Origin of the sequence: Cereibacter johrii, assembly GCF_001720585.1 — a bacterium.
Lineage (GTDB): Bacteria > Pseudomonadota > Alphaproteobacteria > Rhodobacterales > Rhodobacteraceae > Cereibacter_A > Cereibacter_A johrii.
On sequence record NZ_MABH01000020.1, the window covers coordinates 1 to 17,973 of the forward strand.

Annotated in this window: 18 protein-coding genes; 10 read left to right on the forward strand and 8 right to left on the reverse strand. The window is 68.1% G+C overall.

Annotated features, from left to right (window positions below; translation table 11 throughout):
- Positions 1 to 160 precede the first annotated feature (160 nt).
- A complete protein-coding gene (gene rnk, locus A9O63_RS00580) occupies positions 161 to 601 on the reverse strand; it encodes a nucleoside diphosphate kinase regulator (protein ID WP_069330173.1) in 441 nt (146 codons plus the stop codon).
- A gap of 716 nt (positions 602 to 1,317) precedes the next feature.
- Between rnk and A9O63_RS00585 the strand changes: the two genes are divergently transcribed.
- On the forward strand, positions 1,318 to 1,533 hold the full coding sequence (locus A9O63_RS00585; RefSeq protein WP_069330174.1) for a helix-turn-helix domain-containing protein: 216 nt from the start codon (positions 1,318 to 1,320) through the stop codon (positions 1,531 to 1,533).
- An 85-nt stretch (positions 1,534 to 1,618) separates the two neighbouring features.
- On the opposite strand, the gene A9O63_RS00590 is transcribed toward A9O63_RS00585, so the two are convergent.
- A complete protein-coding gene (locus A9O63_RS00590; protein ID WP_167354592.1) occupies positions 1,619 to 2,278 on the reverse strand; it encodes a GntR family transcriptional regulator in 660 nt (219 codons plus the stop codon).
- Positions 2,279 to 2,489: 211 nt separating this feature from the next.
- Between A9O63_RS00590 and A9O63_RS00595 the strand changes: the two genes are divergently transcribed.
- The 4 genes from A9O63_RS00595 (at position 2,490) to A9O63_RS00610 (ending at position 6,698) form a co-directional block, all read left to right on the forward strand.
- Positions 2,490 to 4,046 carry an ABC transporter substrate-binding protein gene (locus A9O63_RS00595; RefSeq protein WP_069330176.1) on the forward strand — a complete coding sequence of 519 codons (1,557 nt, stop codon included), beginning with the start codon at positions 2,490 to 2,492 and terminating at the stop codon, positions 4,044 to 4,046.
- An 81-nt stretch (positions 4,047 to 4,127) separates the two neighbouring features.
- Entirely contained in the window at positions 4,128 to 5,081 is a 954-nt protein-coding gene (locus tag A9O63_RS00600; protein WP_084295488.1) for an ABC transporter permease, read from the forward strand.
- Positions 5,071 to 5,976, forward strand: coding sequence for an ABC transporter permease (locus tag A9O63_RS00605; RefSeq protein ID WP_069330177.1), 906 nt, complete (start codon positions 5,071 to 5,073; stop codon positions 5,974 to 5,976). Before A9O63_RS00600 ends, A9O63_RS00605 begins: the two co-directional genes overlap by 11 nt.
- Positions 5,977 to 5,987: 11 nt before the next feature.
- On the forward strand, positions 5,988 to 6,698 hold the full coding sequence (locus tag A9O63_RS00610) for an SDR family oxidoreductase (RefSeq protein WP_084295490.1): 711 nt from the start codon (positions 5,988 to 5,990) through the stop codon (positions 6,696 to 6,698).
- Positions 6,699 to 7,001: 303 nt separating this feature from the next.
- On the opposite strand, the gene A9O63_RS00615 is transcribed toward A9O63_RS00610, so the two are convergent.
- Both A9O63_RS00615 and A9O63_RS00620 read right to left on the reverse strand, forming a co-directional pair.
- Positions 7,002 to 7,748, reverse strand: a complete 747-nt coding sequence (locus tag A9O63_RS00615; RefSeq protein ID WP_069330179.1) for an SDR family NAD(P)-dependent oxidoreductase — start codon at positions 7,746 to 7,748, stop codon at positions 7,002 to 7,004.
- Between the two features lie 21 nt (positions 7,749 to 7,769).
- Complete coding sequence (locus A9O63_RS00620; RefSeq protein WP_069330180.1) at positions 7,770 to 8,951, reverse strand: mandelate racemase/muconate lactonizing enzyme family protein; 1,182 nt, start codon at positions 8,949 to 8,951, stop codon at positions 7,770 to 7,772.
- A gap of 105 nt (positions 8,952 to 9,056) precedes the next feature.
- Here A9O63_RS00620 and A9O63_RS00625 point away from each other — a divergent pair, with 105 nt between their 5' ends.
- The 5 genes from A9O63_RS00625 to A9O63_RS00645 are packed head-to-tail and all read left to right on the forward strand — an operon-like array spanning position 9,057 to position 14,880.
- Complete coding sequence (locus tag A9O63_RS00625) at positions 9,057 to 10,097, forward strand: succinylglutamate desuccinylase/aspartoacylase family protein (protein WP_069330181.1); 1,041 nt, start codon at positions 9,057 to 9,059, stop codon at positions 10,095 to 10,097.
- A 17-nt stretch (positions 10,098 to 10,114) separates the two neighbouring features.
- Entirely contained in the window at positions 10,115 to 11,611 is a 1,497-nt protein-coding gene (locus A9O63_RS00630) for a M81 family metallopeptidase (protein ID WP_069330182.1), read from the forward strand.
- Position 11,612: 1 nt separating this feature from the next.
- On the forward strand, positions 11,613 to 12,788 hold the full coding sequence (locus A9O63_RS00635) for a mandelate racemase/muconate lactonizing enzyme family protein (protein ID WP_069330183.1): 1,176 nt from the start codon (positions 11,613 to 11,615) through the stop codon (positions 12,786 to 12,788).
- A 47-nt stretch (positions 12,789 to 12,835) separates the two neighbouring features.
- Entirely contained in the window at positions 12,836 to 13,852 is a 1,017-nt protein-coding gene (locus tag A9O63_RS00640) for an ABC transporter ATP-binding protein (protein WP_069330184.1), read from the forward strand.
- Positions 13,852 to 14,880: an ABC transporter ATP-binding protein gene (locus A9O63_RS00645; protein WP_069330185.1), complete on the forward strand. Its 1,029-nt coding sequence runs from the start codon at positions 13,852 to 13,854 to the stop codon at positions 14,878 to 14,880. Before A9O63_RS00640 ends, A9O63_RS00645 begins: the two co-directional genes overlap by 1 nt.
- Before the next feature lie 285 nt (positions 14,881 to 15,165).
- Here the strand turns inward: A9O63_RS00645 and A9O63_RS00650 are convergent, their stop codons facing one another.
- From A9O63_RS00650 to A9O63_RS00665, 4 genes are all read right to left on the reverse strand, one after another.
- On the reverse strand, positions 15,166 to 15,954 hold the full coding sequence (locus A9O63_RS00650) for a DUF1217 domain-containing protein (RefSeq protein ID WP_069330186.1): 789 nt from the start codon (positions 15,952 to 15,954) through the stop codon (positions 15,166 to 15,168).
- Positions 15,951 to 16,358, reverse strand: a complete 408-nt coding sequence (flbT, locus tag A9O63_RS00655) for a flagellar biosynthesis repressor FlbT (RefSeq protein ID WP_069330187.1) — start codon at positions 16,356 to 16,358, stop codon at positions 15,951 to 15,953. Before flbT ends, A9O63_RS00650 begins: the two co-directional genes overlap by 4 nt.
- On the reverse strand, positions 16,355 to 16,735 hold the full coding sequence (gene flaF / locus A9O63_RS00660; RefSeq protein WP_009565007.1) for a flagellar biosynthesis regulator FlaF: 381 nt from the start codon (positions 16,733 to 16,735) through the stop codon (positions 16,355 to 16,357). The genes flbT and flaF overlap by 4 nt, the downstream gene beginning before the upstream one ends.
- Before the next feature lie 74 nt (positions 16,736 to 16,809).
- Positions 16,810 to 17,655: a flagellin N-terminal helical domain-containing protein gene (locus A9O63_RS00665; protein ID WP_009565008.1), complete on the reverse strand. Its 846-nt coding sequence runs from the start codon at positions 17,653 to 17,655 to the stop codon at positions 16,810 to 16,812.
- Positions 17,656 to 17,973 lie beyond the last annotated feature (318 nt).

Below are 17,973 nucleotides of genomic sequence, written 5' to 3' on the forward strand. Positions count from 1 at the left end.
GCCCCCCCGGCGAGGGGGGCCGGGCGCCGCCTCCGGCCGGGGCGAACTCGACCCGGCAGAAGGGACAGCGTCCGGCGGCGGCCCGGGGAATGGCCGCGCCGCATCCGGCACAATAGCGGGGGATCTTCCGATGCGACATGGCAGGCTCCCGTCCCGGCTGTCAGGACAGCCCGGGCCGCGGCGCGGCCGGGGCCGCCGCGGGCCGGGGCTCCGACCCGACCTGCAGCACGGTGAGGCTGCGCCGCTCTCCGGCCCGCGTCTGCCACTGGAACCGGTCGCCCGCCGACAGGCCCAGCAGGGCCACGCCCACCGGGGTCAGGATCGACACGGATCGGCGGCTGATGTCGGCATCCTCGGGCCAGGACAGGGTCACGCGCCGGTCACGCGCGCCCTGATCGTCGTGATAGAGCACCTCGCTGCCGATGGTGACGACGTCGGACGGCAGGCGGGCGGGGGCCAGCAGCCGGGCGGATGTCAGCTTGGTGATCAGCGGGTAGGCCACATCGGGCAGCCGCGCGATGGCGGCGCCGGCCAGCGTGTCCAGGCGCTCGATCAGGGTCATGTCGATGGCAGGCCGGGAACGGCGCGAAGTGGGGCACATGGGAACCTCCGTAAAGGACTGGAAAAAAGGGGATCCGGCGGCTCTCCGGCCAAGGCCGGGCGGCCGGGGAGACCCCGGACAGCCGGCCTGCGCCCGAAAGGCCCGCCCGTCGGGCAGGCCTTCAGGCCGCTCGCCTCAGCCGATCAGCGTGGCCCGGGCATCCCGGCCCGGCGCAGCGCCGGACCCATGCAGGACACGCCCCGCGCCCTGAGGCGCCGGGATTTCGGAAGGGGAAGCATGAGGGCTCCTTGCGGAGGATGTCCGCCTGGCAGATCCGGATCAGGAAAGACGACGCGCCCCGGGAAGAGGCGTCAGCGGTTGACCGCCTCTGCCCGGGGCAGAGCATGCGTGAGCGGCGAACCGCAGAAGGCCCGGACTTTGGCCATATGAAGGAGCGTCAACATGCGGCGAAGGTAGGCCCCCGGGGACGGCAAGACAAGAGCGCCCGGCAAATCCCGCGAATAGCCCCGCGGCGTGGCCTTTATGGCACGGCCCCGGTGCAGCCGCTCCGCGCCCGCCCGGACCGGCGTTGTTGCACAACAGCGGCTTGAGGCAGGATCGCCCCTTCCCCCTTCGACGTCACGCCCCACGGACGATCCCGGCCGGGCCGAGGGCGTTGACGCGGTGGATGACCGGGCCGCCATCCCGCTGAAATCCCTATCCGCATCGCGCTGACGACCCGCTTCCCGGCCCCCGGCACGGCCGGGGTGAGCGACATGGCTGTCGTGGTGACCGACCCGGCCTCCCTCGGTCGCGCCTTGCAGAAGCGACGGAAGACCCTGGGGCTCCGGCAGGAGGATGTCGCCCTGCAGTCCGGGATATCCCGTCCGACGCTGATGGCGATCGAGGCTGGCAAGGAGACGGCGCAGATCGGCATCGTCCTTCAGGTCTGCCGGGATCTGGGGCTTCGGCTCGTGCTCGGTGCAGACTGATGCTCGAGGTCGATGTTCCTCTCGAGGGGACCCGGCCCATCGGATGCCGGGGCTGAACCAGAGAGGTCCCGCGTCGACGCCGCGATCATTCCTTTGCCTTGCGGCCGAACCTGTGGGCACTGACAAGTCCCTCATAATCCAGCTCGCGGCTGTAATCGAGGATATGGACCCGAATCATCTCGGTCACGGCGGCCCGGTCGCCTGCGCGTAGCGCATCCAGCACGTCGTCATGTTCCCGCGCGATGGATTCGATGGGCTTCTGCAGCGTCGAAAGGCCGAAGATGATGGTCAGCTGCCGCGACAACGGCTCCCAGCTTTGCAGCAGCACACCGTTGCCCGAGATCTGGCACAGGGTGCGGTGGAATTCGGTATCCAGCCGCGCGACCCCGAAGGAATCGCCCGCCGCCACCGCTGCGTGCAACTCGCGCACCCGGGCCTCCAGCGGCATCAGGATGTCGGGCTGCTCCGGCTTGAGATCGAGTATCTCATGGGCTGCAAGCGTTTCCAACGCGTTGCGCACCTTGAGGATCTTCTCCAGCCGGTCGGCCGAGACATCCATGAGCCGCATGCCGCGATAGCGCTCGTTCACCACGATGCCCTGGCTCTCGAGGATGCGCAGCGCCTCGCGCACCGGGACGCGGCTGACATTCAGCGCGCGGGCCACCTCTGCCTCGACGACCCTGTCACCGGGCAGGAAGGCACCGGTGGCGGTGGCCTCGACGATCGCATCCACCACCTGATCCACCAGAGTGCGGGCCTCCAGCGGCGCAAGCCGGGAAAGGGCATCAGTTCCGGGTCGTGTGTCTTTCGCGCGCATCTCTTGACTCGAACTTCTTGACTGAATGATAGCATCGTATACGATTATACGATAGCTGAGTTTCCCCATGCCGTCCATCCCGGACAGAGGCCGGCAGTTCAGCACAGACAAGTCCGCCCATAACAGAGAGGAACGCGGAATGCCAAAAATCAGCCTCTGGCGCATGCTTATGGCCACGGGTGCGGCGCTGTTCATCGGTTTGAGCGCCAGCGCCACGGATGCCCAGAGCATGGGCGGCGATCTGATCGTGGCCCAGGCCTCCAATCCGCCCAGCCTGGATGCGATGGTCACCACCTCGCAGATGTCGCGCAACATCACGATGAACATCTACGAGACCCTGTACGGCTTCTCGGATTCCATCGTGCCGATCCCGATCCTTGCCACCGGGGTCGAGATCTCGGAGGACGGGCTCACCTACAGGTTCCCGCTGCGCGCCGGGGTCAAGTTCCACAACGGCAAGGAGATGGGGGCCGAGGATGTCCGTGCCTCGCTGGAGCGCTACAAGGCGATCGGCGGGACCGCCTCGATGCTGGCGGGAGTGACGAGCATCGAGGCCAGCGGGCCGCTCGAGGTCACGCTGACCATGGAGAAGCCCTTCCCCGGTTTCCTCGAAGCCTTCGCCTCGCCCCGCGCCCCGGCCGTCATCATTCCCGCCGAAGAGGCCGCGAAGCCCGCGAACGAGATCGAGGTGATCGGCACCGGCCCCTATAAATTCGTCGAATATGTCCCCGACAGCCACGTCCGGCTGGAGCGGTTCGCCGATTATGCCGCGGATGAGACCCATGCCGACATCGACGGCTTCGGCGGCAAGAAGACCGCCTATCTCGACAGCGTCACCTTCCGCGTCATCCCGGAACCCGGGGCTGCGGTGGCCGCGCTCGAGGCCGGCGAGGTCCAGCTGCTGGAGCAGATCCCGGTGCCGACCGCGCGGCGTCTGGCCGGCAACAGCGAGATGAAGGTCTATGAGAACACCCCCTGGGCCTTCCTCGTCTTCATTTTCAACCTCAATGAAGCTCCGGCCGACAATCCCAAATTCCGCGAGGCGGTGCAGATCGCGCTGAACTCCGAGGAGATCATGGCGATTGCCACCGAAGGGCTGTTCAACCTCTACCATGGCTGGATGTATGAGGGGACGACCTATGATGCGGGCGAGATCGGCAAGGACCGCTACAACATCGCCGATCTCGACCGCGCCAGGGCGCTGCTGGCCGAGGCGGGCTATTCCGGCCAGCCCTTCACCATCCTGACCGATACCCAGGGGCCCGAGCGCAACAAGGCGGCGGTCGTGATCGCCGAACAGCTGCGGGCCATCGGCGTGAATGTGGTCATCAATCAGGTCGACTGGCCGACGGCGTTGCAGATCCGCCTGCAGGACACCGGCTGGTCGGCCTGGACGCTGACCATGGGGATCGAGCCCTATCTGGGGCCGGAGGCGCTGATCTCGACCTTCACCGGACCGGCGACCCATTTCCGCAAGGCCGACCCGGAACTGGACGCGCTCTATGCCGAACTGGTCGAGACGGCTGATCTGGCGGCGCGCAAGGCGGTCTTCGCCCGCATCCAGCAGCGCCTGGACAGCTTTGCCCCGGTCATAAAACTGGGGGAGACCGGGCTGATGCAGGCATCGAGCGCCAAGCTCGAAGGCTTCCGTCCCTTCCGCTTCCCGCGAGTCTACAACGTCTGGTTCGCCGACTGAGTGACCGGGCCCGGGCGCGGCTGATCCGCGCCCGGGCACAGCCAATGGCGCGGGCGACCCACCGCCCGTCAGGACAGGAGAATGACAGTGCTGAGGTTTCTGATCCGACGGATGGTCAGCGCGGTTCCGGTGCTTTTCGTGGTGTCGCTGGTAACCTTTGCCCTCATCGCCATCGTGCCGGGCGATGTGACGGCCGAGCTTGCAGGGGCCGAGGCCACCGCCGAGCAGCGCGCTGTGCTCCGCGACCAGCTGGGATTGAACCAGCCGCTGTATCAGCAGGCGCTGCGCTGGTACGGCAACCTGCTGCAGGGCGATCTGGGGCATTCCTATCTGCTGAACATGTCGGTCACCGATGCGGTGCTGGAACGGCTGCCCGTCACGCTGTCGCTGGCCGGGCTGGCGCTGGTGCTGGCGGTGGTGCTCGGCGTGCTGCTGGGGGTGCTGGCGGCGATCCGGCATGACAGCTGGGTCGATCAGGGCACGATGTCGGTGGCGCTGATCGGCCTTTCGGTGCCGGATTTCTGGCTCGGGCTGATCATGATTTCGGTCTTTTCGGTGGGGCTCGCCTGGTTCCCGACCGGCGGCTATGTGCCTTTCTCCGAGGATGCGCTTGGCTGGGCGCGCTCGATGGCGCTGCCGGCCCTGGCGCTGGCCTTCACCCAGATGGGGGTGATCGCCCGGATGACGCGCTCCTCGATGCTTGAGGTGATGGGGCAGGACTATATCCGCACCGCCCGTGCCAAGGGCATGCGGCGCCATACGGTGGTCTTCAAACATGCGCTGCGCAATGCGCTTGTGCCGGTCATCACCGTGATCGGCGTGATGACCGGGGTGCTGCTCGGTGGCGCGGTGGTGATCGAGTCCGTCTTCTCCCTCCCGGGGGTGGGCCGCCTGATCATCGGCGCAATCCAGCGCCGCGATTTCCCGATCATTCAGGGCGGGCTGCTCATCACCGCTTCGCTCTTCGTCTTCGTCAATATTCTGGTGGATCTGGCCTATGGCTGGTTCGACCCGCGGGTGCGCAATGACCGATAGTTCTCTCAATCCGACCGCCGGCGGCCCGGCCGCCCCTCGCTCGGCCCGGCTGGCCGCCGCCGGGGCGCTGCTGCGCCGGCTGTTCCGCCACCGCTCGTTCCAGATCGGCTTCGCCTTCTTTGCCCTGATCGTGCTGATGGCGCTGCTGGCCGATCTGATCGCGCCCTACGATCCGAACAAGAACAATTACCGTGCCCTGCTGATGCCGCCCTCGGCGCAGCACTGGTTCGGCACCGACGTCTTCGGCCGCGATATCCTGAGCCGGGTGATCCATGGCACGCGGATCTCGCTGGGGATCGGACTGGCGGTGGTGCTGGCCACCGGCATAATGGGGATCGTGCTGGGGCTGCTGGCCGGCTATGTCCGCTGGCTCGACAATGGGCTGATGCGGGTAATGGACGGGCTGATGGCCTTTCCCGGTGTGCTGCTGGCCATCGCGCTGGCGGCCGCCCTCGGTCCCTCCCTGATGAATGCGGTGATTGCGCTGACCATCACCTTCACGCCGCGCACCGCCCGCATCATGCGGGCCAGCGTGCTTGTGATCCGCGAATTGCCCTATGTCGAGGCGGCTGTCGCCGTCGGAGCCGGGCATATGCGCATCGTGCTGCGCTATATCCTGGCCAACGCGCTCTCTCCGCTGATCGTGCAGCTGACCTTTGTCTTTGCGGTGTCGATCCTGGCCGAGGCGATCCTCAGCTTCCTCGGAGTGGGACCGCCGCCGCCCGCCCCCTCGCTGGGCAATATCATCTCCGACGGACGCACCTATCTGCAGGAAGCCGGCTGGATCGCCTTCTTCCCCGGTCTGGTGATCGCCCTGGCGGTGCTGGGACTGAACCTGATGGGCGACGGGTTGCGCGATGTGCTGGACCCGCGGATGCGCGCCCGCCGCTCATGAGGACGGGAGACATGCAGGACAAGACCGTTCTCATCACGGCGGCCGGGCAGGGCATCGGCCGCGCCTGCGCCGAGCGTTTCCTGGCCGCCGGCGCGCGGGTACTGGCCAGCGACCTCGATGCGCGGCTTCTGGATGGGCTGGCGGCCGAGTGCCATGCGCTCGATGTGCGCGACGGGGCGGCGGTGGAGGCCCTGGTCGCGGGGCTTGGCCCGGGCGATGTGCTCGTGAACTGCGCCGGCGTCGTGCATGGCGGCACGATACTCGATCAGACCGAGGCCGAGCTGGATCTGGCGCTGGACATCAACCTCAGGGGCACGATCCGCACCATCCGGGCGGTGCTGCCCGGAATGCTGGCGGCGGGCTCGGGCAGTATCGTCAACATCGCCTCGGTGGTCAGCAGCCTCAAGGGGGCGCCCGACCGCTGCGTCTATGGCACCAGCAAGGCGGCGGTGATCGGATTGACCAAATCGGTTGCAGCGGATTTCGTTTCGAGAGGCATCCGCTGCAATGCGATCTGCCCCGGAACCGTCGAGAGCCCCAGCCTGCGCGAGAGGCTCGGCGCCACAGGCGATGCGGAGGCCGCCCGTGCGGCCTTCGTTGCCCGCCAGCCGATGGGTCGGCTGGGCACGCCGGAAGAGATCGCCGATCTCGCGCTCTGGCTGGCCTGTTCGGGCTATACGACAGGGCAGGCCATCGCGATCGATGGCGGCTGGACGATCTGACCGACGGCGGCCCTTCTGCAAGGACAGACGGCCCCGAGAGCATGTCTCCGGGCCGTTCCGCCGTCAGCCGTTCCGAGACATCGCGCGTGACGCAATTGCCGGCGCCAGGCGCCGTGGCATCGGCTTTTTCGCGGTCCTTGCCGCCCTGGCCGATGACGCCGCCCGGCCCGACTTCCCGGCCGGTCCTGCGCCCGTCGCAGGATCGGCCCCGTATCCTCCGGGCCGCAGATGGCGCCGGCCGCCTTCATGAGGATCGCCGGACCGGCCGGAACCGCCGGACCGGCTTCGGCGTCACTCGCCCGCTCAATAGGTGGCCCGGCCGCCGGAGAGGTCGAAGACTGCACCGGTGGTAAAGCTGTTCTCGGCACTGGCCAGCCAGGCGATCATCGCGGCGGCCTCGTCCAGGTCCAGAAAGCGGCCGCGCGGGATGCGCGACAGCATGTAGTCGATGTGGCTCTGCGCCATCTGGTCGAAGATCTGCGTGCGGGCGGCGGCCGGGGTCACGCAATTGACGGCGATATCCTGGCCCGCGACCTCCTTGCCCAGCGATTTGGTCAGGGCGATGACCCCGGCCTTCGAGGCCGAATAGGCGGCCGCATTGGGATTGCCTTCCTTGCCGGCGATCGAGGCGACAGTGACGATGCGCCCGTATCCGCGGGCCTTCATGCCGGGCACCACCGCCTTGCAGCAATGGAAGACCCCGTTCAGGTTGATATCGATGATGCGGTGCCATTCCTCGACCGGGTAGTCGGCGACCGGCGCATTGCTGCCGGCGATGCCCGCGTTGGCGATCAGGATGTCGATCCGGCCGCCCGTGGCCTCGGTGGCGTCGGCGGCGGCCTTGACCGCCGTGAAATCCACCTGATCCACCACCTGAAAGAAGCTGTTCCCGCCCAGTTCGGCCGCCGTCGCCGCGGCCCGTGCGGCGTCGCGGTCCCACAGGCAGACCCGCGCCCCCGAGGCGATCAGCCGCTCGGCCACGGCGCGCCCGATCCCCTGCGCGCCGCCCGTCACCACGGCCACGCGGCCGGCCAGATCGATCTGGTTCATCGTCGTCCTCCCTTTGCCTGTTCAGGCGCTGAAGAATGCGTCCGGGTCGGGCGTATAGCGCGCCAGCAGGGCCGGATCGGGGCTGACGCCGAGGCCGGGCAGATCGGGGATCGCCAGCATGCCCTCGGCATCGAGGGCGAAGGGGCGTGTGGTCAGCCGGTCGACATAGGCCGAGCCGCCGATATATTCGACCAGCGTGCAGTCGGGCATGGCGGCGGCCAGCTGCAGATCGGCCGCCAGACCGAAGGCGGTGTTCCAGCCGTGGCCCACGTAGCGGATGCCGAAATCGCGCGCCATCCAGGCGATGCGACGCTGCTCGCTGATGCCGCCGACCTTCGTCACATCGGGCTGCACGATGTCGAAGGCTCCGCGCACCAGCCAGGGGGCAAAGCTCTGGCGCCGCGTCAGCACCTCGCCGCCGGCGATCGGCACCGGGCTGGCACGACGCAAGGCGATGAAATCCTCGATCGCATCGGGCGGCAGCGCTTCCTCGAACCAGCCGACATCGTAGTCGGCCAGCATGACGGCGGTGTTCATCGCCCATTTCAGACCGTTGGGCCAATAGGCATCCGAGGCCCCGGCATCGACGAGAAGCTGGGCATCCGCCCCGACCGCGGTGCGGGCGGCGTCGATGATGGCGCGGTCGAGCCCGGCATCGCCGCGCCGGCCGAACGGCCCCCAGCCGATCTTGAAGGCGCGGAACCCCGCCGCGCGATGCGGGGCGATCACCGCTTCCATCCGCTCGGGCATATCCATCAGCAGCGAGCAATAGGGTTGCACCCGGTCGCGGTGCCGCCCGCCCAGAAGCCGCCCCACCGACAAGCCGGTGGCTTGGCCGAGGATGTCCCACATGGCGATATCGATGCCGCTGATCGTATGGGTGATCGAGCCACCGCGCCCCATCCAGAAGGTGTTCTGGTGCAGCTTCTCGGCGATGCGGTCGGGTTCCAGCGCATTCTCGCCCAGCAGCAGCGGTGTCAGAACATCCGCCGCCGCCTGCACCAGCGCGCCATTGGTGAAGACGCTGCCATAGCCCGAGATGCCGGCATCCGTGTGCAGTGCGATCAGCGCATGCACGCTGTCGTCCGCCTTGATCTCATGGCTCCACCCGCCCTGCGGACTGTCGCCCAGCAGGGGGGCGACGCGCACGGCGGTGATGCGGGCCGGCGCAAGGCTGCGCGGGGGGAAGGCGGTGGATGTCATCTGCGGAAACCTCTTGCGCGGAAATCTGGATCGAGGGCGGCGGCTGCCTTGACAACCGTATTATCGTATACAATCTTGCGAAACAAGAGAGTTTGGGAGGGACCGATGGCCAACTCTGAGGCGCAGAGCCGGATTGCCTGCGAAATCGACTTCGAAAGGGACGGGCGGCAGGCCGGCTACGCCCGCGCGCCGCTGTCTCGCAACAATTCCGGCTGGGGCACGGTCGAGATCCCGATCACCGTGGTGAAGAACGGCAGCGGTCCGACGGTGCTGCTGACAGGCGGCGTGCATGGCGATGAATATGAAGGTCAGATCGCGATTTCCGACCTTGCCCGCCGCCTGCGTCCCGAAGAGGTGCAGGGCCGCGTCATCATGTTGCCGGCGGTGAACATGCCGGCGATCCAGTCGGACACCCGCCTTTCGCCCGTCGACGGCCGGGACATCAACCGCTGCTTCCCGGGCGATCCCCGGGGCACGTTCAGCCAGATGCTGGCGCATTTCCTGGACTCGGTGATCCTTCCGATGGCCGATATCTCGGTCGACATGCATACCGCGGGGCATTCCTACGACTCGACCCCCTCGACCAACATGCACTACCTTGCGGATCCGGCGATGCGGGCCCGGACCCTGGCTGCCGCCGAAGCCTTCGGTGCGCCCCACAATGTCGTTTTCGGCGGTGTGGACGAGGGCTCGACCTTCACCTCCTGCGTCGAAGGGCGCGGTATCATCTCGCTGGGCACCGAACTGGGCGGATGGGGCCGGGTGAACATCGAGGGCGTGCGGATTGGCAAGCGCGGTATCCTCAACGTTCTGAAGCACATGGGCGTCATTGAGGGCATGCCCGAGACGGCGCAGCGCGGGGGCGCGGCCGGCACTCGGCACATGATGGTGCGCGAGGCGGATGCCTATGTCACGGCCCCGCGCACAGGCCTCTTCGAGCCGACGCATTACGTGGGCGAAGAGGTCCGGACGGGCGAGACCGCCGGCTGGATCCACTTCGTCGAGGATGTCGATACCGCCCCGCTCGAACTTTTCTACCGGCGCGACGGGATCGTCTGGTTCGGAGCCGGCCCCGGCCGTGTCACCCGCGGCGATGCCGTCGCGGTGGTGATGGAAGACTACAACGACACCTGGCCCCAACACTGAAGCACCGGAGCGCCGCCATGCCCGCCATCCTGATCGTCGAATGCATGCAGGAGATTTCCTCCTTCAATCCGGTGCAGTCCGGCTACGAGCTGTTCCATATCGAGGAGGGGGACGATCTCTTCCAGCATCGCGGCCGCAACACCGCCATCGGCGGCGCGCTCTCGGTGTTCGAGGCCACGCCCGGCGTCACGCTGATCCCGACCATTGCCGCCCGCGCCGACAGTGCCGGCATCCTGTCGGCCGAGGGCTGGGCGCGGCTGTCGGCGCAGATCCTCGACCGGGTGCGGGCGGGGGTGGGCGGCGCGGACGCCATCTATGTCAGCTTGCACGGGGCCATGGGGGCCGTGGGTGAAGCCGATCCGGAGGGCTGGCTGCTCGCGCAGATCCGCGCGCTTGCCGGACCGGATCGGCCGATCATCATCTCGCTCGATCTGCACGGCATTCTGACCGAGCGGATGATTGCGCAGGTGGATGGCATCGCCGTCTATCACACCTATCCGCATGTCGATTTCGCCGATACCGGCGCGCGGGCGGCGGGGCTTCTGCTGGACAGGCTGGCCGCCCGCCGCCCCGCCAGCATCGTCCGGGCGGTGATCCCGGCGCTGGTGCGCGGCGACGAACTCATCACCGCGACCGGGTGCTACGGCGACTTGATCCGCGAATGCCAGCGTCTCGAAGCCGATGGCGTGGTGCTGGCGGCCGGCCTGATGATCGGCAATCCCTTCACCGATGCGCCGGAACTCTGCTCTCAGGTCGTCCTCACCACGGACGACCCTCTGCGGGGCCGGGCCGAGGCCGAGCGGCTGGCCGCGGCCTTCTGGGCCCTGCGCGATCGCATGCAGGGCCGTCTGATCGGTCTTTCCGAAGCCATTGCCGAAGCGCGGACAGCGACCGGCCCGGTGGTGTTCACCGATGCGGCCGACGCGACCTCCTCGGGGGCGAGCGGCGATTCGAATGCCATCCTGCGCGGGCTGCTGGCTGCGAACTATCCGGGCCGGGTGCTGGCGCAGATCGTCGATCCGCAGGCCGCCGAGGCCGCCCACAGGGCCGGGGTGGGGGCCGAGATCTCGGTCACGCTCGGCGGGCGGATGGATCCTGCGCGTTTTACGCCGCTGGAGGTCACCGCGCGGGTGCGGCTCCTGTCGGACGGCAGGACCCGGCTCGAGACCATGAAGACACCGCTGAACGCCGGGCGCTGCGCCGTGCTCGAATTCGGCACCGTCACCGTCGTCGCGATGAGCCTGCCCGCCATGCTGTTCGACCGGGCGGTCTACTACGCCAACGGGCTGGATCCGGCCGAGTTCGACCTGATCGTGGTCAAGTCGCCCCATACCGAACACCATATGTACGATGCCTGGGTCACCCGCAATTTCAACATCGATGCGCCGGGATCGACCTCGGCGGATCTGGCCAGCCTCGGACATCGGATCTGTGCCCGGCCGATGTTCCCGCTCGATCCCCTGACCGATTTCACCCCGCGCGCGGCAGCCTATCTGCGCGCAGACCGGAGCTGACATGAAGATCGATGCCGTCGACCTTTTCTATCTGTCGATGCCCGAGGTGACCGATGCCGCCGATGGCAGCCAGGATGCGCTGCTGGTCCGGGTGGCGGCCGGCGGACATATCGGCTGGGGCGAGTGCGAAGCGGCGCCGCTGCCCTCGATCGCCGCCTTCTTCTGTCCGAAGTCGCATGGTGTCTGCCGTCCGATCTCGGATTCGGTGCTGGGTCACCGACTGGACGGGCCGGACGACATCGCCCGGATCTCGGCGATGGTCGGCTATAACTCGATGGATCTGCTGCAGGCGCCGCATATGCTGTCGGGGATCGAGATGGCGCTGTGGGATCTGCTGGGCCGCAGGCTCTCGGCCCCGGCATGGGCCCTGCTGGGCTACAGCGCCAGCCATGGCAAGAGACCCTACGCCTCGCTGCTGTTCGGCGACACGCCGCAGGAGACGCTCGAGCGGGCCCGCGCCGCGCGGCGCGATGGCTTTGGGGCCGTCAAGTTCGGCTGGGGTCCGATCGGGCGCGGCACCGTGGCGGCCGATGCCGATCAGATCATGGCCGCGCGCGAAGGGCTGGGCCAGGACGGGGACCTGATGGTCGATGTCGGCCAGATCTTCGGAGAGGATGTCGAGGCTGCCGCTGCGCGCCTGCCGACGCTCGATGCAGCCGGGGTGCTCTGGCTCGAAGAGCCGTTCGATGCGGGCGCGCTGGCCGCCCATGCCGCTCTGGCCGGGCGCGGTGCCCGTGTCCGCATCGCCGGCGGCGAGGCGGCGCACAACTACCATATGGCGCAGCATCTGATGGATTACGGCCGTATCGGCTTCATCCAGATCGACTGCGGCCGCATTGGCGGGCTCGGTCCGGCGAAACGCGTGGCCGATGCGGCGCAGGCGCGCGGCATCACCTATGTCAACCATACCTTCACCTCGCATCTGGCGCTCTCCGCCTCGTTGCAGCCCTTTGCCGGGCTCGAGGCCGACCGCATCTGCGAATATCCCGCGGCTCCGCAGCAACTGGCACTCGATATCACCGGCGATCACATCCGGCCCGATGCCGAGGGGTTGATCCGGGCTCCGGAAGCACCGGGGCTGGGACTGCAGGTCGCCGCGTCTGCGCTGCGCCCCTACCTGGTCGAGACCGAGATCCGCATCGGCGGACAGCTGATCTATCGCACGCCGCAGCTCTGAGCCGAAAATTCCCTTGCGAGAATTGTATAATCGTATACGATTACACCATGACCCAGCATCCCCCTTCCCTTGCCTCGCCCGTTGCCGGTCCGGCCCCGCTGCTGGAAGTGGCGGATCTCTCCGTAAGGATCGGCGGCGTGCCGATCATCGACAAGGTGTCGATGACCCTCCGTGAAGGTGAGGTCGTAGGCCTGGTCGGGGAATCGGGCAGCGGCAAGAGCGTCTCGTCCCTGGCCATCATGCGCCTGCTGCCGAAGGAGGCCGAGATCACCGCCAGCCGGTTGCGCCTCTTGGGCGAGGATCTCCTGCAGGCCTCCGAGCGGCGTTACGAGCAGCTGCGCGGCAGTGCCATCGCGATGATCTTCCAGGAGCCGATGACGGCGCTCAATCCGGTGCTGACGGTGGGCGAGCAGATCATCGAGACGGTGATCCGCCATGAAGGGGTTGGCCGCCGCGTGGCGCGCGCCCGTGCCATCGACGCTCTGGGGCGGGTCGGCATTCCGGCGGCGGCGCAGCGTGTCGATGACTATCCGCATCAGATGTCGGGCGGCATGCGGCAGCGCGCGATGATCGCCGTGGCGCTGGCCTGCCAGCCGCGGGTCCTGATCGCCGACGAGCCGACCACCGCGCTCGATGTCACCATTCAAGCCCAGATCCTCGAGTTGTTGCAGGATCTGCAGGAAGAGTACCGGATGGGTACGGTGATGATCACCCATGACCTCGGAGTCGTCTCGTCCTTCGCCGACCGGGTGATGATCATGTATTCCGGCCGGGTGATCGAAGAGGCGCCGGCCGGTGCGGTCTTCGATGCGCCGCGCCATCCCTATACCCGCGGGCTGCTGGCCTCCATCCCCTCCAGCGAGGTGGACACCGACCGGCTCTATGCGATCCCCGGGACGGTGCCGCCGGCTTTCGATCCACCGCCGGGCTGCCGTTTCGAGCCGCGCTGTGCCCATGCCGCCGCCGGCTGCCGCCTTGCCCAACCAGCGCTGCTGGCATGCGGTCCCGACCATCGCGCCGCCTGCCTGCGGCTGGACGAGATCACTCCTGCAGGAGCCCCGTAATGCAAGACCCTCTTCCCCCGCTGCTGCGTGTGCAGGATCTGCACAAGGAATTCTCCTCGGGAGGCGGCTGGCTCGGCGGGGCGCCCCGGGTCGTGCGGGCGGTCGACAGGGTCTCGTTCGAAGTGCGGGCCGGGGAAACGCTCGGTGTCGTGGGTGAAAGCGGCTGCGGCAAGACCACGCTCGGCCGCATGGTGCTGCGGCTGCTCGAGGCCACGTCGGGGAAGGTCGAGTTCGACGGTACCGATCTGGGCGGGCTGGACGCCGCCCGGATGCGCGCCATGCGCCGCAACATGCAGATCATCTTTCAGGACCCGTTCGGAGCGTTGAATCCGCGCATGACGGTGGGCGAGCTGATTGTCGAGCCGCTGGTCATCCATGGCGTCGGCACACCGGCCTCCCGGCAGGCCCGGCTCGATGAGCTGCTGGGGCTGGTCGGGCTTGCTCCTTATCATGCGGCGCGCTTCGCCCATGAGTTCTCGGGCGGGCAACGCCAGCGGATCTGCATCGCCCGCGCCCTTGCGCTGAACCCGCGCTTCATCGTCTGCGACGAGGCGGCTTCGGCGCTGGATGTCTCGATTCAGGCCCAGATCCTCAATCTGCTGCAGGATCTCAAGCAAAGCCTCGGGCTGACCTATCTGTTCATCAGCCACGATCTCGGTGTGATCCGGCATATCTCTGACAGGGTGATGGTGATGTATCTCGGGCAGGTGGTCGAGATGGGCAGCAAGCATCAGATCTTTGACGCGCCCTCGCATCCCTATACGGCGGCGCTGCTGCGGGCATCGCCGTCGCGCAATCGCGGCAAGACGCGCTTTGCCGCGATCAAGGGCGATCTTCCCAGCCCGGCCAATCCGCCGCCCGGCTGCCGCTTCCACACCCGCTGCCCGCTGGCGCAACCGGTATGCAGGACCACACCGCCACCGCTGATGCCTGTGGGAGCCTCCGGTCAGTCTGCCGCCTGCCATTTCCCCGGCAGCGATCGTGGCCCCCTGGATCCTGGCAAGACTGTCGGCGCCATGGGAGGGTGACGACATGTCGAGGTGGGCGCGCTGATCGGCAGGATCTTCCGTGATCCCCGGAAGGGTCCATCGGATAAGGGTCTGTCAGGCGCATCGAGGCGTCACTATCCCGACCGGCACCACCCGGGGGCTGCCGGCTGCACCGTGGCCGCTGTTGCGCGTCCCGGACCGAGGGCCACTCGGCAGGCTTTACTCCTCCCCTCGCACCGGCCGATCCTCGGGGGGCCTGGCCGCTGGCAGCGTGGCCTGCCCCGGATCCCGCGGCCCTGCCTCCGCCGCGCGGGTGGCGGCGGATCAGCCGCCGAGCAGGGTCAGGGCGATCCGGCCGGGAGGGGCCGGGCCCATGGTGCCCAGATCGGCGCGGATCAGGAAGGTCTTGATCAGCATCTCGCGCTTGTCCTCCGCAGCGAATTGCGAGGCCGATCCGCTGCCGAACATCCGCGCCGTCCTGTCCTGGTAGATCTCGACCTGACGGTCGAGGTCGAGGGCCGCGAATTCCTTGGGCAGGCCGAAGGCGCCGTCGAACACCGCCCGCAGCGAGCGCGAGCCCAGCACGCTGAACCATTTGGCCTCCTCGCTCATGTCGTCGGAGGCGAGCGTCGCCATCTCGCGATCGAGGGTGAGGGCGAGGCCCAGATTGGCATCGATCCCGCCGATCGCCGCCTCGAAGCTCTGCGTGCGATATTGCTCGGCGATCCGGTCGGCGAAGCCCGCCGTCCCCGCCCCGGCCCCGGTGGCCCCGTCGAAGTCGAAGGCCTTGGCGAGGGCCAGCCAGCGCTTGTCCGAAAGCCGGTTCGCGAGCGCCCCCTTGTCGGCCGCCCCCTCGCCGAGGACCTTGCGGATCAGCGCCTTGCCGTTGATGGCTTCCCCCAGCCCGAAGGCACCGAGCGCCACCTTGAGCAGCCGATAGTCGGAGACGAGATCCTCAGGGGTGCGGACCGTGCCGATCTTTTCGGCGAAATAGGCGACCTCCCGCTGGACCTGCTGGCTCTGGTCGTGGCTGTCGCGCTGACGCTCCATCGTGCGGCCGAGGAACCGCCAGCCGGCATAGCCTGTCAGGGGCAGGACCGGCTGGAAGCTCATCGGTCGCCCGCCACCGCGAAGAGCCGGGCCTCCCGCGGCAGCAGGCTGCGCAGGGCCTTCAGGATCTGGTAGTGATGCCCCGCCAGCACCGCCTCGGTCGCCACGCCGAGCTGGGCGCGGCTGTCGGGATCGGTCAGGACCTGGCTCAGCTGCTCGATCCCGCGCAGCAGTTGCGGCTTCATGTCCTCGAAGGCCGCATCCCCCGACAGGACGAGCTGGGCCATGTAGCAGATCCGCCGGACCGGCGTGTTGGCCTCTTCGGGGCGGATCGCGTCGCGCTGGCGCAGGATGACGGAATTGGGCGTCATGACCGTGATCCGCGAGCGGCGGTCGCCGTTCTCGATCACCGCGCCGTTGATCATCACCCGTTCGCCCGGCCCGAGCCGGAGGACGAGGCCGCTCATGATCCGCCTCCCTGTCCGGCGAGACCGCGCATCACCGCCCTGTTGATGTCGACGAGCAGGCCGGTGTCGGCCCGGTGCGCCAGCACCCGCGCGGAATGCTGCTGGACGATCTCGTAGAGATAGAAGATCCGCGCCCGCAGATCGCGCGGAAGCTCGTTGTCGGGGTGCGCCACGTCGAGGGCGAAGCGCAGCCAGAGCTTGCGGTTCTGCTCGATCGCCTGGGCGAGGGCGGGAAAGGCCAGGGCGTCGTGGCGGTCGGTCTCCTTCAGGAGGGCTGTGACCTTGGCCAGGAGCGCATATTCGGTCGAGCGCGGCGTGCGGGCCGAGCCCTGGCTCGCCGCGCTGTAGGCGGTCCGGGCCATCGTGGAAGCATTCACATTCTGTCCTTCCGTGTCAGGGAGCGTCTTGCTCTACCGGGGGGACCGGAGCGCGAGGCTCCGGCCCGGCGGGCTCACTTGAACAGCGTCAGGATGTTCTGCGGCGCCTGGTTGGCGATCGAGAGCGACTGGGTGGCCAGCTGCTGCTGGACCTGAAGCGCCTGCAGCTTGGCCGAGGCCGCCTCCATGTCGGCATCGACCATCGAGCCGATCCCGTTCTTGAGCGAATCGACGAGCTTGCTCACGAAGCCCTTCTGGTCGGTCACGCGCGAGGCGGCGGCGCCCAGGGTCGCGGCGCCCTGGATCGCCGTGTCGATCAGCGCCTCGATCTCGCCCACCGCCGTCAGGGCGGAGGCCTTGTCGGCCACGGCGGTGACGCCGGCCGCATTGACGTTGGCCTCGAAGTCGGGGCCGGCCACGGTGATCGAGACGGCGCTGGTGGCCACCGTGCCGCTGGTGCGGTCGAGCGAGGCCAGCACGTCGTAGGCGGTGCCGCCCGACCCGTTGATGTCGGTCTTCAGCAGGGCGATCCCGTTGAGCTGCGAGCCGTTGATGACGGCGGTGATCTGGTCGCTCTTGGCGGTGATGGCGGCCTGCACCTTGGCGAAATCGGCCGTGTCGTTGGCCGCGCCCGCGGCCAGCTCCTTCATCTCCTTGAGAAGGCTGACCACCTGTTCGGCGCCGGTCACGCCCACGGCGAGGGTCGATTCGGCCACGGCCAGCTGGTCGCCGATGACCTTGAAGCTCGAGGCGTCGGTCTCCATCACCTTGGCGATCGACCAGATCGCGGCATTGTCCTTGGCCGAGCCCACGGCCTTGCCGGTCGAGACCTCGTCCTGCGTCTTGGCGAGGCCGCTGTTGATGCTGCGCAGGGTCTGCAGCGCGACCATGGCGCTGCTGTTGGTCAGAATGCTGGACATTGCTGTCACCTTTCGAATGGACGCTCGGCGTCATTGGGTTCCGCCGCAGCAACTGCGGCGCGTCGAGTCGTTCTGACCCCGTGGTTCGCGGCCCTGCCGCTGCCACGCCGCCTCGGGAGATGCGCCCTGTGAGGCTTGCCCGACCCCGGTGAAGGATCCGCTAACACGGCCCCGGCGCCGGGGCGGGTCCTCCTTCCGATTTGCGCAAAATGAGCGGGATCCCGGGCGGCCCCGGCGGGCGGACGGCCCGGCGGAGGCAGCGCGCGCCGCCTTCAGCGGGCCTTAGCGCCCCCCGTGGTTCCTTCTGCCCTGCCGGTC

What these genes read in the sequence shown, in the direction of transcription:
- rnk (WP_069330173.1), bottom strand. Translation starts at nt 601, where the DNA reads ATGTGCCCCACTTCGCGCCGTTCCCGGCCTGCCATCGACATGACCCTG.
- A9O63_RS00585 (WP_069330174.1), top strand. Translation starts at nt 1,318, where the DNA reads ATGGCTGTCGTGGTGACCGACCCGGCCTCCCTCGGTCGCGCCTTGCAG.
- A9O63_RS00595 (WP_069330176.1), top strand. Translation starts at nt 2,490, where the DNA reads ATGCCAAAAATCAGCCTCTGGCGCATGCTTATGGCCACGGGTGCGGCG.
- A9O63_RS00600 (WP_084295488.1), top strand. Translation starts at nt 4,128, where the DNA reads ATGACAGTGCTGAGGTTTCTGATCCGACGGATGGTCAGCGCGGTTCCG.
- A9O63_RS00605 (WP_069330177.1), top strand. Translation starts at nt 5,071, where the DNA reads ATGACCGATAGTTCTCTCAATCCGACCGCCGGCGGCCCGGCCGCCCCT.
- A9O63_RS00610 (WP_084295490.1), top strand. Translation starts at nt 5,988, where the DNA reads ATGCAGGACAAGACCGTTCTCATCACGGCGGCCGGGCAGGGCATCGGC.
- A9O63_RS00615 (WP_069330179.1), bottom strand. Translation starts at nt 7,748, where the DNA reads ATGAACCAGATCGATCTGGCCGGCCGCGTGGCCGTGGTGACGGGCGGC.
- A9O63_RS00620 (WP_069330180.1), bottom strand. Translation starts at nt 8,951, where the DNA reads ATGACATCCACCGCCTTCCCCCCGCGCAGCCTTGCGCCGGCCCGCATC.
- A9O63_RS00625 (WP_069330181.1), top strand. Translation starts at nt 9,057, where the DNA reads ATGGCCAACTCTGAGGCGCAGAGCCGGATTGCCTGCGAAATCGACTTC.
- A9O63_RS00630 (WP_069330182.1), top strand. Translation starts at nt 10,115, where the DNA reads ATGCCCGCCATCCTGATCGTCGAATGCATGCAGGAGATTTCCTCCTTC.
- A9O63_RS00635 (WP_069330183.1), top strand. Translation starts at nt 11,613, where the DNA reads ATGAAGATCGATGCCGTCGACCTTTTCTATCTGTCGATGCCCGAGGTG.
- A9O63_RS00640 (WP_069330184.1), top strand. Translation starts at nt 12,836, where the DNA reads ATGACCCAGCATCCCCCTTCCCTTGCCTCGCCCGTTGCCGGTCCGGCC.
- A9O63_RS00645 (WP_069330185.1), top strand. Translation starts at nt 13,852, where the DNA reads ATGCAAGACCCTCTTCCCCCGCTGCTGCGTGTGCAGGATCTGCACAAG.
- A9O63_RS00650 (WP_069330186.1), bottom strand. Translation starts at nt 15,954, where the DNA reads ATGAGCTTCCAGCCGGTCCTGCCCCTGACAGGCTATGCCGGCTGGCGG.
- flbT (WP_069330187.1), bottom strand. Translation starts at nt 16,358, where the DNA reads ATGAGCGGCCTCGTCCTCCGGCTCGGGCCGGGCGAACGGGTGATGATC.
- A9O63_RS00665 (WP_009565008.1), bottom strand. Translation starts at nt 17,655, where the DNA reads ATGTCCAGCATTCTGACCAACAGCAGCGCCATGGTCGCGCTGCAGACC.